Genomic DNA, 14,717 nt, shown 5'->3' on the forward strand with positions numbered 1-14,717 from the left:
ATCCGGATGCGCCCCATGCCCACACGGCCACGCCCCAAGCTCACCCTGCGCACGCTGCTGCTGGCATTCGCGCTGATCTGTGCCATCGCCACCCTGGCCAATACGTTCTGGGTGATGTTCACCACCCAGAAAGCCGAGCTGGTGGAAAACGCTCTCCAGACCAACGAAGCCTATGCTGCCCGGATCGCCACCAGTGTGGAGGAGGTGTTGAGCTCCGAGCTCGATCGCCTGGGTTTTGCATCCACAGTCATCGGCCATGTCTTCACAGACCGCTCTGCCCTGCACGATGAGGCGCACCGCCTGCTGAGCCAGGACCACAGCTTCAACTCGGTACTGATAGCCAACGCCGAAGGAAAGATCATTGCTTCGGCCCCCAGCAGCCTGCAACTGGACGGCCAGGTGCTGCAACGTCGCTCGCCGCTGACGAGGCGAGAACCGATGATCAGCGACGCATTCAAGTCCCTTGCCGGCAATCTGGTCGTATTCGTTTCCCATCCCATTTTCAGCCGCAATGGTGAATACCTTGGGCTTGTGGGCGGGAGCATCCGCCTGGAACAGAAAAACACGTTGCAGGCGCTCATGGACCTGAACATCCGCGAAGATGGCGCGCATGTCTATTTGGTCGATAGCCATCGGCAAGTGCTGTACCACCCTGACCCGGAGCGCATCGGCACGATCCTGGCAACCGACCCTATCGTCGATGCCGCGCTCCAGCACGATCACGGCTCAATGCGGGCGATGGATGGCAATGGCAACGAGATGCTCGCCGGGTTCGCCAGTATCCCCAGCAGCCGTTGGAGCGTGATTTCACAGCGGCCGTTGTCGAACATTGAGGCGACGCTGGAGGCGACGACGATCAAAGTTGCCAAAGGCATCGTCCCACTCGGTGTGTTCGGCCTGCTGTTGATCTGGTGGCTGGGCGTGAAAATTTCCGTCCCGCTCTCCCGCCTGGCGGAGAGCGCCAAGCGTCTGGATGCACCTGAAAGCTACGAGCGCATCCTCGCGGTACCTGCGGATTATTTTGAAAGCTGGCAGATCCGCCGCGCTCTGCTACTGGGGGCCAACCTTCTGCAAGAAAAGATCGGGCGGCTCAACCAGCAGGCACACAGCGACCCATTGACCGGACTGGCGAATCGCCGGGCGATGGAAGAAACCTTGGCATTGTGGCAGCAAACACTGAAAACCTTCGCTGCGATCGCAGTGGACATCGACCATTTCAAACGGGTCAACGACACCTACGGCCATGCCGCCGGCGATGAAACCCTGCGCACCGTGGCCCAATTGATGAGGCAGGCCTCGCGCCCGGACGACGTGGTCTGCCGGGTGGGCGGCGAGGAATTCCTGCTGCTGCTGCCCAACGGTTCGATAGCTACTGGCGCGGAGGTTGCCGAGCGGCTTCGAACCATGATCGAAGCCGCGGAACTCGATACCGTCGGGCATATCACGATATCGCTGGGGGTTGCCATGTGGAGAGCGGGCGAATCGATGTCGGCCACGCTGGAAAGATCGGACCAGTTGCTCTATCAAGCCAAGGCGCAAGGGCGCAATCGGGTCGTAACGGAAAAAGCGCTATCGGCAGTCGCCCAATCATGATCCCATCACCCAGCCTGTTCACGGGTCGGTCGGCGCCACCAGCCGGTACCCCACACCCGCCTCGGTGACGATGAACCGCGGCGCCGTCGGATCGTCCCCCAACTTTTGACGCAGGTGCCCTACCACGATGCGCAGGTAGTGGGTGTCATCGACATGGGTCGGGCCCCAGATATCCTTGAGCAGTTGTTGCTGGGTGATCACCCGCCCGGGGTGCCCGGCCAACTGCGCCAGCAGCGCGTACTCCTTGCGCGTCAGTGCTACCTCGACGCCCTCAAGCGTCACCTTGCGAAAGGCGAAATCCACCACCAGCGGCCCGAAGCTTGCGGCAGACGTCGCGCTGCCGACCTGTGGGGCCTGACGCAGCAAGGCCCGCACCCGGGCCAGGAACTCCTGGATGCCGAACGGCTTGGTCACGTAGTCGTTGGCCCCGCCATCCAGCGCATCGACCTTCTGCACCTCGCTGGCGCGCACCGACAGCACCATCACCGGCACCGTGCTCCACTCGCGCAGCTCGCGCAGCACCTGCTGGCCGTCCATGTCCGGCAACCCCAGGTCGAGCACCACCAGGTCGGGCTTGTTCAGGGCGGCTTGGGTCAGGCCCTCGGTGCCGGTGGAGGCCTCGATCACCTTGTAGCCCTGGGACGCCAGGCTGATGCGCAGGAACTTGCGGATCTGCGGCTCGTCGTCGATGACCAGCAGGGTGGCGGCTTGGCTCATGGGGCTTCACTTTCGGTGGCGGGTTGGGACGGCAGCGGCAAGCATAGAGTGATACAGGTGCCGTGGCCATCGATGCCGTCGTCGACCCGGATGCGCCCACCATGGGCGCCGATCATGCCTTGGCAGATCGCCAGGCCCAGGCCGGTGCCCTGCCCGCCCCGGTCGCCGCGGGCGGCGGTGTAGAACATGTCGAAGATTTTCTCGCGCTCGTCGTGGGGGATGCCGGGGCCTTCGTCGGCGACGGCGAAGCACAGTTGTTCGTCGCGCACCGAAACCTGCAACTCCAGCCGGCCGTTGGCCGGGGAAAAGCGGGCGGCGTTTTCCAGCACGTTGATCAGCGCCTGCTCGATCAACGCCGCGTGCACGAACAGCAGCGGCAGCTCGGGCGGTACTTCGGTATGCACGCGCAAGGGCGCCAGTACCACGCGCAGGCGGTTGAGGGCACTGCCGACGATATCGGCCGGGGATACCCAGTCGCGGGCCAGCTTGAGCGTGCCGTGGCCCAGGCGGGTCATGTCCAGCAGATTCTGGATGTAGCGGTCCAGGCGCTCGGCCTCGTTGCGGGTGCCTTCGAGCAGCTCGCGGCGATCATCCGGCGGGATCGCGTCGCCCAGGGCCAGCAGGCTGTCGATGCTGCCGCGCATGGAGGTCAATGGGGTACGCAAGTCATGGGACACGGAGGCGAGCAAGGCGCTGCGCAGTTGCTCGGTTTCACCGTGCAGGCGGGCGGCTTCCAACTGCTCGCCCAACTGGGCGCGGGCCAGGGCCTGGGCCAATGGTTGCGCCAAGGCCATCAACAGGCGGCGCCGTTGGGCGCTCAACGGTTCGCCATTGCGTGGGCGTATGCCAAGCAGCGCCAGGGGCTGCTCTTCCACGGCCAGCGGCCACCACCACCAGCGACCGTGGGGCAAGGTGTCACTGCCAAAGCCGGCGGCCTGGCCGTGTTGCCAGGCCCATTCGGCAGCGGCGCGTTCATTGTCGGTGAAGGCATGGTTGCCGCCACTGGCCACTTGCAGCAGGCCGTCGCTGCTGCGCTCCATCAGGCACACCTGCACGTCCTGCCAACCATCCATATGCTGGCCGGCGGCGCTGAACACGGCCTGGCGGTCGGTGGCTACCGTGAGGCGACGCGACAGGTCGAGCAACTGGTTGGTCTGCGCCTGGGTTTCACGCAGCGCCTGCAACTGGCGGCGCTGGCGGGCGGCGAGGTTGCCAGTGAGCGCGGCCATCAACAGGAAGAACACCAGGGTCAGCACGTCCTCTTCACGCTGGATGGCGAAGGAGAAGTTCGGTGGGATGAACAGGAAGTCGTAGGTGAGGAACGACAGCGCCGCGCAGGCCAGCGCCGGGCCCAGGCTACTGCGCACCGCCACCAGCAGCACGGCGGCGAGGAATACCAGGGAGATGTTGGGCAGCGCCAACACGCTCGACACGGCCCAGGCAAGCCCGGTGGCCAGCACCGTGGCGACCAGCGCCAGCAGGTAGTGGCGCCACACCCACACGCGCTGGACTGCCGCACGGGCCGGTTGCGGCTGGGTGTCGCGGTCGAGCACGTTGATCTCCAGGCCGTGGCTCTCGCGCAGCAGGCGTGCGGCCACGCCGGCACCGAAAAGTCGACGACGCAGCAGGTCGCGGGACTGGCCCACCAGCACCAGGCTGGCACGGCGCTCGGCGGCATGCTGGATCAGCGTGCGCGCCACTTCGCCCGCACGCAGCAGCACCACTTCACCCCCTAGACGCTCAGCCAGTTGCTGGGCGGCTTGCAGGCGATGGCGGGCGGTTTCGTCGCGCAAGCGGCCGTTGTCGACGTGGACCACGCTCCACGGCAGGTGGCGGCGCTGGGCGACACGGCTGGCATGGCGCACCAGGCGCTCGGCCTGCTCGTCGCCATCGATGCCCACCAGCAGTCGGCCGCGCAGAGCCGGGGCCTCCTGGCCGCGCTGGCGGTAGCCGCTGGCCAGGTCCGCGTCCACCTGGGCGGCGGCGGTCTGCATGGCCAGCTCGCGCAGGGCGTTGAGGTTGGTCTGGGAGAAATAGGCCTCGATGGCCGCCCGCGCCTGCTCGGGCACATAGACCTTGCCCTCGCGCAGGCGCTCGAGCAGCTCGCGCGGCGGCAGGTCGATCAGCACCAGCTCGAACGCCTCTTGCAGTACCCAGTCCGGCAGTGTCTCGCGCACCTGCACGCCGGTGATATCGCGCACCTTATCGTTAAGGCTTTCCAGGTGCTGGACGTTGACCGTGGTGTACACGTCGATGCCGGCGGCGAGCAGATCCTGCACGTCTTGCCAGCGTTTGGCGTGGCGGCTACCTGGGGCGTTGGTGTGGGCCAGTTCGTCGACCAGCACCAGCGGCGGCGTGGCCTTGAGCAGGCCGTCGAGATCCATTTCCTCGAGCATCACGCCACGGTATTCGCTGCGCAGCAGGGGTTGCTGGGTCAGGCCGCCGAGCAAAGCCTCGGTCTCGGCCCGGCCGTGGGTCTCGACCACCCCGGCCACCACGCGCACGCCCTGGCGTTGCTGGGCGTGGGCGGCCTGCAGCATGGAGAAAGTCTTGCCGACCCCGGGCGCGGCGCCGAGAAATACCTTGAGCCTGCCCCGGCCTTCCCGGGGCAGGCCCGCCAACAGCGCGTCGGCGCGGGCGGAGTCACTCATGTTTCATCCTTTGGTTGTTCAAGGATCAGCTGTTCGCCGACAAGCCGGCTCCTACAGACACATGCCAGGACGGCACAAATCCCGTAGGAGCCGGCTTGCCGGCGAACAAATCCCACCGTTAGCGCGCGGCTAGCGGCGCCAACCGCTCAAGCGCCTGGTTCAATGCCAGCACATTCACCACCGGTGGCCCGATCAGTGGACGCAGGGTGGCGTCATTCACCAGCACTTGCAAGCGCTCCTGCGCTACCTGCCGCGCCGCCGCCACGCGCGGCAGCTGGTAGGCGATGGCCTCGGGCGGCAGGTGCGGGTCCAGGCCACTGCCGGAGGTAGTCAGCAGGGCCTGGGGCACCGGCCCCAGCTGCGCCTGGTATTGCGCGGCGGCATCGCCCGTGACCCGCTCGGCCAGCGCCGGGTTGCTCGGCGACAGGTTGCTCGCACCACTGGCCACGGTGGCATAGGCGCCTGCCGAAGGCCGCGCCTGGAACCAGGCGTCGCCCTTGAATTCCTGGGCGATCAGCGCCGAACCGCGCACCTCGCCCCGGTCATCGCGCACCAGGCTGCCATTGGCCTGCTCAGGGAAGGCGACCTGGGCAATGCCGGTCACCGCCAGGGGGTACAGCGCGCCGGTGACCACGGTCATCAGCAAGATCAGGCTCAGGGCCGGGCGTACATAAGCAGTCATGTCAGTCTCTCCTCAGACCAGGTGCAGCGCATTGAGCAGCAGGTCGATCAGCTTGATCCCGGCGAACGGTACGACGATACCGCCCAGGCCGTAGATCAGCAGGTTGCGCCGCAGCAGGTGGGCGGCGCTGGCGGCCTGCACCCGGACCCCGCGCAGGGCCAGGGGGATCAGCACGATGATGATCAGCGCGTTGAACACGATGGCCGAGAGGATCGCGCTCTGCGGGCTGGCCAGGTGCATCAGGTTGAGCACGCCCAACTGTGGGTAGATGGCGGCGAACAGCGCCGGCAGGATGGCGAAGTACTTGGCCACGTCGTTGGCAATGGAGAAGGTGGTCAGCGCGCCACGGGTGACCAGCAGCTCCTTGCCCACCTGTACCACGTCCAGCAGCTTGGTCGGGTCGCTGTCCAGGTCGACCATGTTGGCGGCCTCGCGGGCGGCCTGGGTGCCATCGTTCATGGCCATGCCCACGTCGGCCTGGGCCAGGGCCGGGGCGTCGTTGGCACCGTCACCGCACATGGCCACCAGGCGGCCGTCGTTCTGCTCCTGGCGGATGCGCGCCAGCTTCTTCTCCGGGGTGGCTTCGGCGAGCACGTCGTCCACACCCGCCTCGGCAGCAATGGCGGCGGCGGTCAGCGGGTTGTCGCCGGTGACCATCACGGTGCGGATACCGAGCTTGCGCAGTTCGGCGAAACGCTCGCGGATACCGGGTTTGACCACGTCCTTGAGGTGGATCACGCCAAGCAGACGCTGGTCGACACACACCAGCAACGGCGTGCCGCCGCTCTGGGCGATGCGTTCCACTTCACGGGCCAGGGCGGCGGGCAACTCCAGGCGTTGCAGGCCGCAGAAGGCCAGCACCGCATCGACGGCGCCCTTGCGGTAGCGACGCTGCTGGAAGTCGATGCCCGACAGGCGGGTCTCGGCGCTGAAGGCGATGGCTTCGTACTGGGTGCTCGAGGGCTCGTCGAAGTCGTGCAGTTGGCGCAGGTACTCGACGATCGACTTGCCTTCGGCGGTGTCGTCAGCCAGGGAGGCGAGCAAGGCGCCCTCCCCCAGCTCCTTGGCGGTCACGCCCGAGGCTGCGTGCAGGGCGCTGCAACGGCGGTTGCCGAAAGTGATGGTGCCGGTCTTGTCGAGCATCAGGGTGTGCACGTCGCCGGCCGCCTCCACTGCACGGCCGGAACGGGCAATCACGTTGAGGCGCACCAGGCGGTCCATGCCGGCGATACCGATGGCCGACAGCAGGCCGCCGATGGTGGTGGGGATCAAAGTCACCAGCAGCGCGGCGAGGAAGATCAGCGGCAGTTCGCCGCCAGCGAAGCGGGCGAACGGCTGCAAGGTCACCACCACGATCAGGAAGATCAGGGTGAGGCCGATCAGCAGGATGTCCAGGGCGATCTCGTTGGGGGTCTTCTGCCGCTTGGCGCCTTCGACCAGGGCGATCATGCGGTCCAGGGTGGACTCGCCCGGGTTGCTGGTGATGCGGATCAGCAGCCAGTCGGAGACCAGGCGGGTGTTACCGGTGACGGCCGAACGGTCGCCGCCGGATTCGCGGATCACCGGGGCGGACTCGCCGGTGATGGCCGCCTCGTTGACGGCAGCGATGCCTTCGAGCACCTCGCCGTCACCGGGGATCAGCTCACCGGCCACCACGCGCACCACATCATCCTTGCGCAATTGAGTGGCGACGACAGTCTCGAAACTGCCGTCGTGCTTGCGACGCTTGGCGGTCAGGCCCTGGCTGCCGGCCTTGAGGCTGTCGGCGCGGGCCTTGCCGCGGCCTTCGGCCAGGGCTTCGGCGAAGTTGGCGAACAGCACGGTGAACCACAGCCAGACGGCGATCTGTACCGCAACGCCGGTGCTCACGCCGCTGCCAGGGGCGAAGCACAGCACGGTGGTCAGCACGGCGGTGAGGGCCACCACCAGCATCACCGGCGAGCGCTTGAGCTGGCGCGGGTCGAGCTTGACGAAAGCCTGCACCAGCGCCGGGCGCCACAGGGCGGCGAAGCGGGTCTGGTCCTTGGCGCTATGGCGCGCCTTCACTTCGGGAATGGGCATGTTCATTGTGTATTCCTCAGAAACCCAGGCTCAGGTGTTCGGCGATCGGCCCAAGGGCCAGGGTCGGCAGGAAGGTCAGGCCACCGACCAGCAGGATGGTCACCAGCAGCAGCGTGGTGAACAGCGGGCCGTGGGTGGGGAAGCTGTTCAGGCCCTGTGGCGCGCTCTTCTTCGCCGCCAGGCTGCCAGCCAGGGCCAGCACCGGCAGGATGTAGCCGAAGCGACCGATGAGCATGGCCAGGCCGATCATCACGTTGTGGAACGTGGTGTTGGCGCCGAAGCCAGCGAAGGCCGAGCCGTTGTTGGCGGTGCCGGAGGTATAGGCGTACAGCAACTGGCTGAAGCCATGGGCGCCAGGGTTGGTCACCGCGCCGGCCGGCCCAGGCAGGCTGGCGGCGATGGCCCCCAGGATCAGCACACCCACCGGCATCACCAGCAGGGTGGCCACCAGCAACTGCACTTCGCGGGCCTGGAGCTTCTTGCCCAGGTATTCCGGGGTGCGGCCAATCATCAGGCCGGCCAGGAACACGGCGATCAGCACGAACAGCAGCATGCCGTAGAGGCCGGCGCCGACGCCGCCGAAGATCACCTCACCAAGCATCATGTTGACCATCGCCACCATGCCGGTCAGCGGATTGAGGCTGTCGTGCATGGCATTGACCGAACCGTTGGAGGCGGAAGTGGTGGTCACCGTCCACAGCACGGAACCTGTGGTGCCGAAGCGGCTCTCCTTGCCTTCCAATGGCGCGCTCTGTTGAACCTGGGCGCTTTCCAGGGCCGGGTTGGGCTGGTATTCCGACCACAGCGCGGTGCTGCCGCCGATCAGGAACAGCGCCAACATGCAGGCGATGATCGCGCGGCTCTGGCGCAAGTCCTTCACGTAATGACCGAAGGTGAACACCAAGGCCACCGGGATCAGGATGATCGAGGCCACCTCGAACAGGTTGCTCCAGGCCGTGGGGTTCTCGAACGGGTGCGCCGAGTTGACGCCGAAGAAGCCGCCGCCGTTGGTGCCCAGTTGCTTGATGGCGATCTGGCTGGCGGCCGGGCCCAGCGGGATGGTCTGGTCGGTGCCTTGCAGGGTCACGGCGTGGACATAGTCGGCGAAGGTCTGTGGCACACCCTGCCATACCAGCAGCAGCGCCAGTACCAGGCACAGCGGCAGCAGGCCGTAGAGGGTGGCGCGAGTCAGGTCGACCCAGAAGTTGCCCAGGGTGCCGGCCGAACGACGGGCAATACCCCGGCTCAGGGCGACCAGCACGGCAAGGCCGGTGGCGGCGCTGACGAAGTTCTGCACGGTCAGGCCGATCATCTGGGTCAGGTAGCTGACCGAAGCCTCACCACTGTAGGACTGCCAGTTGGTGTTGGTCATGAAACTGACCGCGGTGTTGAACGCCTGCGACCACTCCTGGCCCGGCAGGTGCTGCGGGTTGAGCGGCAGCGAGCCTTGCAGCAGCAGCACGGCGAACAGCAGCAGGAAGCCGGCCAGGTTGAAGGCCAGCAGGGCCAGGGTGTACTGCTTCCAGCTCTGCTCCTGGTCGGCGTTCACGCCAGACAGGCGATAGCAGCCCCGCTCCACCGGGCCGAGGATCGGCGACAGCCAGGTACGCTGGCCTTCCATCACCTTGTAGTAGAAGCGCCCGAGCCAGGGCGCCGGCAGCAGCACGATGGCGAAGAACGCCAGCAGCAGCAGGTAATCGTAACTGTGCATGGTCGCCCCTTAGCCGCGATCGGCGCGCAGCAGCGCCACCAGCAGGTAAACCGCCAACGCCACCGCCAGAAGCAGTGACAGCCCGTCGAGCATGTACATGAGTGAATCTCCCCTGATTGCGGCGTGAGGGCCGCTTTGGGGAAATTGTCCGAGGGAGGGGCGTAAAGGGGCGAGATGGGGGGTGGGGCCGGGGCATAAAGAAAGCGTAAAGATCGGGTGATTCAGCGCCTGTACCGGCCTGTTCCCCGGCAAGTCGGCGCCTACGGGGCGATCGCTGTAGGCGCCGGCTTGTCGGTGAACCGGGCTTCAACGCTGCGGCGTTTGCTGCGCCGAATTCCGGCTCCAGTCCAGCAGCAGGCTGTATCCCACCGCCAGCAAGGTCGGCCCGATGAACAGCCCGATGAAGCCGAACGCGATCAGGCCACCGAACACCCCCAGCAGCACGATCACCAGCGGCAGGTTACCGCCCCGGCTGATCAGGTACGGCTTGAGCACGTTGTCCACGCCACTGATGACAAAAGTGCCCCAGATGCCCAGGAACACTGCCATGCCATAGTCGCCCTTCGACACCAACCAGGCGGTGGCGGGTATCCAGGCCAGCGGTGGGCCCATGGGGATCAGGCTGAGCATGAAGGTCACCAGGCCCAGCACGACAGCCCCCGGTACGCCAGCGATCAGGAAGCCGATCAGCGCCAGCAGCGCTTGCGCGGCGGCGGTGCCGATCACGCCGTTGACCACCCGCTGCACGGTGCCGGCGACCAGGTCGACGTAGTACTCGGCGCGCTCACCCACCAGCCGGTACAGCAGCCGGTGCACGAAGGCCGCCAGGCGCGGGCCGTCACGGTAGAAGAAGAACACGAACACCAGGCTGAGCGTGAGCTCCAGTACCCCACTGCCGATCTGCGCGCTGCGCGCCAACAACCAGTTGCCCACCTGGCCGAGATACGGCTTGGCGGAGGTTAGCAAGGCCGCGCCTTGCTGGTCGAGCGACTCCCACCAGCTGACCAGGCGCCCGCCGACGAAGGGGATGCTGGCGACCCACGCCGGCGCGTCGGGCAGGCCGTCGACCTGCACATCACGCACGAAGGCGGTGGCATCGCGGATGTGGTCGGCCAGGTTGAAGCCCAGCCACACCAGCGGCAACGCGACCAGCAGGATCCACACCGTGGTCAGCAGGCTCGCCGCCAGCGTTTCGCGCCCGCCGAGCAGGCGAGTGAGCAGGCGCATCAGTGGCCAACTGGCGAAGGCGAGAATCGCGCCCCACAGCAACGCCGAGATGAACGGGGCCATCACCCACAGCGCCGCGCCAAGCAGCGCGAGCAGCAGGATCTGGATCAACAGGCGGTCATTGTTGGCCATGGGCGCTCACTCAGCGGATCAGTTCCAGGTGCAAACCTTCGGTCGGTGCATCGCCCACTTCCAGCCGGGCGCTGCGCACGCCGGCCTGGACCAGTTGCTCGCGCCAGGCCTCGGCGCCGCTACCACTGAGGCTGGCACGCAACGTGCTGTCGAGGTTGAGGCTGCGGGCCAGCAACGCGGCCCAGGTGGGCTGGGGCTTGGCCAGGTCAGGGTAGTCGAGTTTGCCGGTGTCGCGCAGTTCGCGCAGTACCGTGGCCGGGGTGGGCAGCAGTTCACCCAGCGGCTTTGCGGCAACGAACTCCTCGACATGCAGGTAGGCGCGGCGGTTGCCGCGGGTCACGCTGTACAGCGCCACCAGGGTGTCGGCTTGTTCGGCGGAGCGGCGCAACAGGATGAACGCCTGCTGTTCGTCACCGCCATTGAGACGGGCATTGGCGAACACATCATTGGCCCACAGGCTGGCTTCGCCGCAATCGCGGCCCTGGCACCAGAACAGTGGGTAGCCGCCATCGTGCTGAAGCGCTTCGCGGGCACTGGTGAAGGCTTCCCGAGCGCTTCGCTCGACCGGCAGTTCATAGGTGACCGAACTGACCTGACCGCGGCTTTCGACCTTGTCATCGACCCGCAGGCGGCCACTGATCTTGCGCAGCGGGCCCATCGGGTAGACCCGCTCCTGCTCTACGGCCGGGCGCTGGTCGACCACTTTGGCATCGGCGGGGACTGGCAGGTCACCCGCAAACAGCAGCGGGCTGACGGCGGCGAGGCAGGCGGCGAGAGTGCCGCGTATGAAAACAGGTGCGCTCATCGGCCGGCCCCACAGAGGCCGGGGCAAAGCGCGTGAATGTCTGGCAAGTACATGGTTGTCTCCCTTTCAACCCGCCAAGCCTCGACACTTGCCCGGTGCAAGTCAAGGAATGCCAAAGAAGCGATTGAAACAGTCTGCTACAAGAGTCGCGCCTTGGGCGTCGTTCAGGTGCAGGTGATGCCCGCCTGGCAGGGTCGCTTGCTCGAAGGGTAGCTGCTCCAGCAAGTCCGTGTGGCGCGCCAGCATGCCATCGGCCGCGACCACCAGGCAGGCCGGGCAGGCGACGCGCTGGACGAAGGCCATGGCCTGGGCCTGGTTCAGGCGTGTTGGCGACGGCAGTGTCAGGCGAGTGTCACTGCGCCAGCTGTAGCCGCCGGGCACCGGCATCAGGCCACGCTGGGCCAGCAGTTCGGCGGCTTCGCGGCTGACCGCGACCATGCCTTTCATGCGCGCCTCGACGCCCTCCTCCAAGGTCGCGTACACCGTCTTGCGCTTACCCTCCAGGCGTAATTGCGCCTGCAACGCCATCCCCAGGCGCTCGGCGGCGTCCTGCTCGGCAATCGTGGGCGGGATGACACCGTCGATGAGCGCCAGATGGCTGATGCGCTCGGGCAAGGCCCCGGCCAGTTGCACCGAGATGATCGCGCCCAGCGAGTGGCCGAGCAGGCCGAACCGCTGCCAGCCCAGCTGCTCGGCGACCCGCAGCACGTCGTGGGCGTAGTCGGCCAGGGCATAGCCGGCGCCGATTGGGCGATGCTCCGAGTAACCATGCCCGGCCAGGTCCAGGGCAACGATGCGCAGCCCCTTCAGTTGCGGCGCCAGGCGGGCGAAGCTGTTGGCGTTGTCCAGCCAGCCATGCAGGGCGATCACCGGCAGGCCATCAGCCGGCCCGAACAGGTGCGCGGCCAGCTCGATATGACCGAGCGCCAGGCGCACTTCCTCGACGTGGGCACTCATGGCTGCTGGCTCCAGCGGTCGAACAGGCCCTTGATCAGGCTTGCGGTGTCGCCAGGGCGCTCCAACGGGAACATGTGCCCACCCGGCAGGCTGTGGTACTCGCCCTTCGCCATGCCGCGCACCGCCAGCCCATGGTGCTTGCGGATCACCCGGCTCTGGGCACCGCGCACCATGGCCAACGGCACCTGCAACTGGCGGGGTGGCGCCGGGCTGACGTGGGGGATACTGCGGTAGATGCTGATCTCGGTGGCGGGGTCGAAACGCAGGCGCAGGCCGCCCTCGGTGCTCACCAGGCCGTGCTCGAGATACGCCTCGAGGCAGTCAGGGTCGAAATGGCGGAACAGGGTCTTGCCCGAGAAGTACTGGCGGGCGCTGTCGCGATCGGGAAATGCCTCGCGCCGGCCCAAGGTGCGCCCGGCCGGGGTGATGCGGTCGATGAAGCCCATGCGCTTGGCCGCCTGGATGAGCCATTCGTCGACACGGGTCAGCACCGGCGAGTCGAGCATCACCACCCCCCGGTAGTACTCAGGACGACGCAGCGCCGCATGCAAGTGCAGCACGCCCCCCAGCGAATGCCCAACCCCCCAGACCGGGGCTGGTTGTTGCTCCAGATGGTGCAGGAGTTCATCGACCAGGCTCTGCCAGTTCTCGTTCACCGGGAAACGCGGATCATGGGCATGCTGCGCCAGGTGCCGAACTTCGTAGTCCGGTGCCAGCGCAGCGAACAGCTTGCCGTAGGTGGCCGACGGGAAGCCGTTGGCGTGGGCGAAGAAGATCTGTTGCGACATGGCCGCCTGCTCTGCACGGGGAAGGTTGGGCCATTGTCGGCAAGGCGCCGGTTGGCGGCAACGTCCGGAAAGGTCATCGCCAAGGGCGATCAGGTCATTCAGAACTCGCCGAAGCTCTGCAGCGAGCGGCGCAGGCACGCTTGCACGTAGGCCAGCTGGTGCTCCAGGGCTTCACGCGCGAGGCGCTTGTCCTGGTACCTCAGGCCCAGCCTGCGCAGGGCCAGGCAGCTGCTCTGCAGCAGGTGCGCCATGCGAGTGCTGGCATCCTGCAGGCGCCGCAGGTCCTCCTCGCCTTCGAACATCGAATCCTGGCCGACGCCCCGCGTCTTTCGCACCTTGCCCATCAACTGGTAGAGCTTGGCATCGGCCGCCTCACGCAAAAGGCTGTACTCGGCAAAATCCAGCACGCTGTCCCGCTGCACCTTTTCCAGTGTGGGTTGTAGATCAACCGAACACACCAGCTCCAACCTTCGGTTTTTCATCCCACGCTCCCAGGCCCTGCCACACGTTCACATCCTGGCGAGGACGCTAGCAAGGGCTGGGAACGCGAGACAACTGGCAAAAATGCCAGTTGCCGCCATCACGTCGGGTGGTGAAGGGTACGCAGGGTCATCAGCCCAGCCAGCGCCCAGTCGCCTTCCAGCTCGGCCAGGCTGGCGGTGCTCAGGGGGGCCGGCTGCTGGCCGTGGCCGTGCTCGAGCAAGCCAACCAGGGTGCCCACCAGTGGCTGGTGGCTGACCAACAGCACATGCTCAAGCCCCAACCGTTCGATTTCACCGATCACCACCTGTGCATCGCTGTCCGGCGTGAGCCAGGGCACGGTGCGTACTGGCTCGGCGAAGCCAAGGGCCCCATGCACCAGGGCCGCGGTCTGTTGCGCCCGCACGTAGGGGCTGGCGACGATCGCCTGCAATGGCTGGCCCAGCAGCCGGGCGGCGCTGCGCAGCACCTGCTCACGCCCATGGGCGGTCAGGCGTCGCTCGGCGTCGGTATTGGCCCGAGGCTCCGCCTCGCCATGGCGCAGCACCCACAGTTTCACAGCTTGGGCTCCTCGTCACGCACCGGGTGCGCCGCCGGGGCCACCGCATGGGGCGCCTCGCCTTCAGGCGCACGCGGCGTCGGCCAGTCGGCGAACGGCCAGGGCTTGCTGTCGGTGTGGAAACTGCCGAAACGACCGATCTGCGCCAGGTACTGGCTGAGGCTGTCACCGAAGTTCATCAGGCTGGCGCTGGGGGCGCCGTAGATCAGCCGGTAGACCAACTGGACCAGCACCAGGCCGCCCAGCAGCAGCTCGGCCAGTTGCCAGACCACCAGGAATACCAACATCCACAGCACCCGCAGGATGATCGATTCGCGCTGGCCGCGCTCCGGGGTATCGTTCATAGGTCGCTCC

14 protein-coding genes are annotated in these 14,717 nt (G+C 66.7%); 1 reads left to right on the plus strand and 13 read right to left on the minus strand.

What is annotated here, in order from left to right:
- The first annotated feature begins 15 nt into the window (after positions 1–15).
- Positions 16–1,593, plus strand: a complete 1,578-nt coding sequence (locus IM733_RS10395; RefSeq protein WP_248920772.1) for a diguanylate cyclase — start codon at positions 16–18, stop codon at positions 1,591–1,593.
- Between the two features lie 18 nt (positions 1,594–1,611).
- On the opposite strand, the gene IM733_RS10400 is transcribed toward IM733_RS10395, so the two are convergent.
- From IM733_RS10400 to IM733_RS10460, 13 genes are all read right to left on the minus strand, one after another.
- Positions 1,612–2,310, minus strand: coding sequence for a response regulator (locus tag IM733_RS10400; RefSeq protein WP_248920773.1), 699 nt, complete (start codon positions 2,308–2,310; stop codon positions 1,612–1,614).
- The gene (locus IM733_RS10405; protein WP_248920774.1) at positions 2,307–4,961 is read right to left on the minus strand and encodes a sensor histidine kinase; all 2,655 of its coding nucleotides are present in this window, start codon (positions 4,959–4,961) and stop codon (positions 2,307–2,309) included. Before IM733_RS10405 ends, IM733_RS10400 begins: the two co-directional genes overlap by 4 nt.
- 118 nt (positions 4,962–5,079) lie before the next feature.
- Positions 5,080–5,643 carry a potassium-transporting ATPase subunit KdpC gene (gene kdpC / locus IM733_RS10410; protein WP_248920775.1) on the minus strand — a complete coding sequence of 188 codons (564 nt, stop codon included), beginning with the start codon at positions 5,641–5,643 and terminating at the stop codon, positions 5,080–5,082.
- A gap of 12 nt (positions 5,644–5,655) precedes the next feature.
- Positions 5,656–7,710: a potassium-transporting ATPase subunit KdpB gene (kdpB, locus tag IM733_RS10415; protein WP_248920776.1), complete on the minus strand. Its 2,055-nt coding sequence runs from the start codon at positions 7,708–7,710 to the stop codon at positions 5,656–5,658.
- A gap of 10 nt (positions 7,711–7,720) precedes the next feature.
- The gene (kdpA, locus tag IM733_RS10420; protein WP_248920777.1) at positions 7,721–9,415 is read right to left on the minus strand and encodes a potassium-transporting ATPase subunit KdpA; all 1,695 of its coding nucleotides are present in this window, start codon (positions 9,413–9,415) and stop codon (positions 7,721–7,723) included.
- A 9-nt stretch (positions 9,416–9,424) separates the two neighbouring features.
- On the minus strand, positions 9,425–9,514 hold the full coding sequence (gene kdpF, locus IM733_RS10425; RefSeq protein ID WP_011534724.1) for a K(+)-transporting ATPase subunit F: 90 nt from the start codon (positions 9,512–9,514) through the stop codon (positions 9,425–9,427).
- Between the two features lie 207 nt (positions 9,515–9,721).
- The gene (locus IM733_RS10430) at positions 9,722–10,774 is read right to left on the minus strand and encodes an AI-2E family transporter (RefSeq protein ID WP_248920778.1); all 1,053 of its coding nucleotides are present in this window, start codon (positions 10,772–10,774) and stop codon (positions 9,722–9,724) included.
- 10 nt (positions 10,775–10,784) lie between these two features.
- Positions 10,785–11,579 carry a DUF4892 domain-containing protein gene (locus IM733_RS10435; protein WP_248920779.1) on the minus strand — a complete coding sequence of 265 codons (795 nt, stop codon included), beginning with the start codon at positions 11,577–11,579 and terminating at the stop codon, positions 10,785–10,787.
- 102 nt (positions 11,580–11,681) lie between these two features.
- On the minus strand, positions 11,682–12,536 hold the full coding sequence (locus tag IM733_RS10440; RefSeq protein WP_248920780.1) for an alpha/beta fold hydrolase: 855 nt from the start codon (positions 12,534–12,536) through the stop codon (positions 11,682–11,684).
- Complete coding sequence (locus tag IM733_RS10445; RefSeq protein WP_248920781.1) at positions 12,533–13,324, minus strand: alpha/beta fold hydrolase; 792 nt, start codon at positions 13,322–13,324, stop codon at positions 12,533–12,535. The genes IM733_RS10440 and IM733_RS10445 overlap by 4 nt, the downstream gene beginning before the upstream one ends.
- A 98-nt stretch (positions 13,325–13,422) precedes the next feature.
- Positions 13,423–13,806, minus strand: coding sequence for a hypothetical protein (locus IM733_RS10450; protein WP_248920782.1), 384 nt, complete (start codon positions 13,804–13,806; stop codon positions 13,423–13,425).
- A gap of 98 nt (positions 13,807–13,904) precedes the next feature.
- Complete coding sequence (gene sixA / locus IM733_RS10455) at positions 13,905–14,363, minus strand: phosphohistidine phosphatase SixA (protein WP_248920783.1); 459 nt, start codon at positions 14,361–14,363, stop codon at positions 13,905–13,907.
- Positions 14,360–14,707: a DUF4389 domain-containing protein gene (locus IM733_RS10460; RefSeq protein ID WP_248920784.1), complete on the minus strand. Its 348-nt coding sequence runs from the start codon at positions 14,705–14,707 to the stop codon at positions 14,360–14,362. Before IM733_RS10460 ends, sixA begins: the two co-directional genes overlap by 4 nt.
- Positions 14,708–14,717: the final 10 nt, after the last annotated feature.

The organism is Pseudomonas entomophila, from assembly GCF_023277925.1.
GTDB classification, from domain to species: domain Bacteria; phylum Pseudomonadota; class Gammaproteobacteria; order Pseudomonadales; family Pseudomonadaceae; genus Aquipseudomonas; species Aquipseudomonas entomophila_D.

Coding starts and splice junctions, on each gene's coding strand:
- IM733_RS10395 (WP_248920772.1), top strand. CDS start 16: ATGCCCACACGGCCACGCCCCAAGCTCACCCTGCGCACGCTGCTGCTG.
- IM733_RS10400 (WP_248920773.1), bottom strand. CDS start 2,310: ATGAGCCAAGCCGCCACCCTGCTGGTCATCGACGACGAGCCGCAGATC.
- IM733_RS10405 (WP_248920774.1), bottom strand. CDS start 4,961: ATGAGTGACTCCGCCCGCGCCGACGCGCTGTTGGCGGGCCTGCCCCGG.
- kdpC (WP_248920775.1), bottom strand. CDS start 5,643: ATGACTGCTTATGTACGCCCGGCCCTGAGCCTGATCTTGCTGATGACC.
- kdpB (WP_248920776.1), bottom strand. CDS start 7,710: ATGAACATGCCCATTCCCGAAGTGAAGGCGCGCCATAGCGCCAAGGAC.
- kdpA (WP_248920777.1), bottom strand. CDS start 9,415: ATGCACAGTTACGATTACCTGCTGCTGCTGGCGTTCTTCGCCATCGTG.
- kdpF (WP_011534724.1), bottom strand. CDS start 9,514: ATGTACATGCTCGACGGGCTGTCACTGCTTCTGGCGGTGGCGTTGGCG.
- IM733_RS10430 (WP_248920778.1), bottom strand. CDS start 10,774: ATGGCCAACAATGACCGCCTGTTGATCCAGATCCTGCTGCTCGCGCTG.
- IM733_RS10435 (WP_248920779.1), bottom strand. CDS start 11,579: ATGAGCGCACCTGTTTTCATACGCGGCACTCTCGCCGCCTGCCTCGCC.
- IM733_RS10440 (WP_248920780.1), bottom strand. CDS start 12,536: ATGAGTGCCCACGTCGAGGAAGTGCGCCTGGCGCTCGGTCATATCGAG.
- IM733_RS10445 (WP_248920781.1), bottom strand. CDS start 13,324: ATGTCGCAACAGATCTTCTTCGCCCACGCCAACGGCTTCCCGTCGGCC.
- IM733_RS10450 (WP_248920782.1), bottom strand. CDS start 13,806: ATGAAAAACCGAAGGTTGGAGCTGGTGTGTTCGGTTGATCTACAACCC.
- IM733_RS10460 (WP_248920784.1), bottom strand. CDS start 14,707: ATGAACGATACCCCGGAGCGCGGCCAGCGCGAATCGATCATCCTGCGG.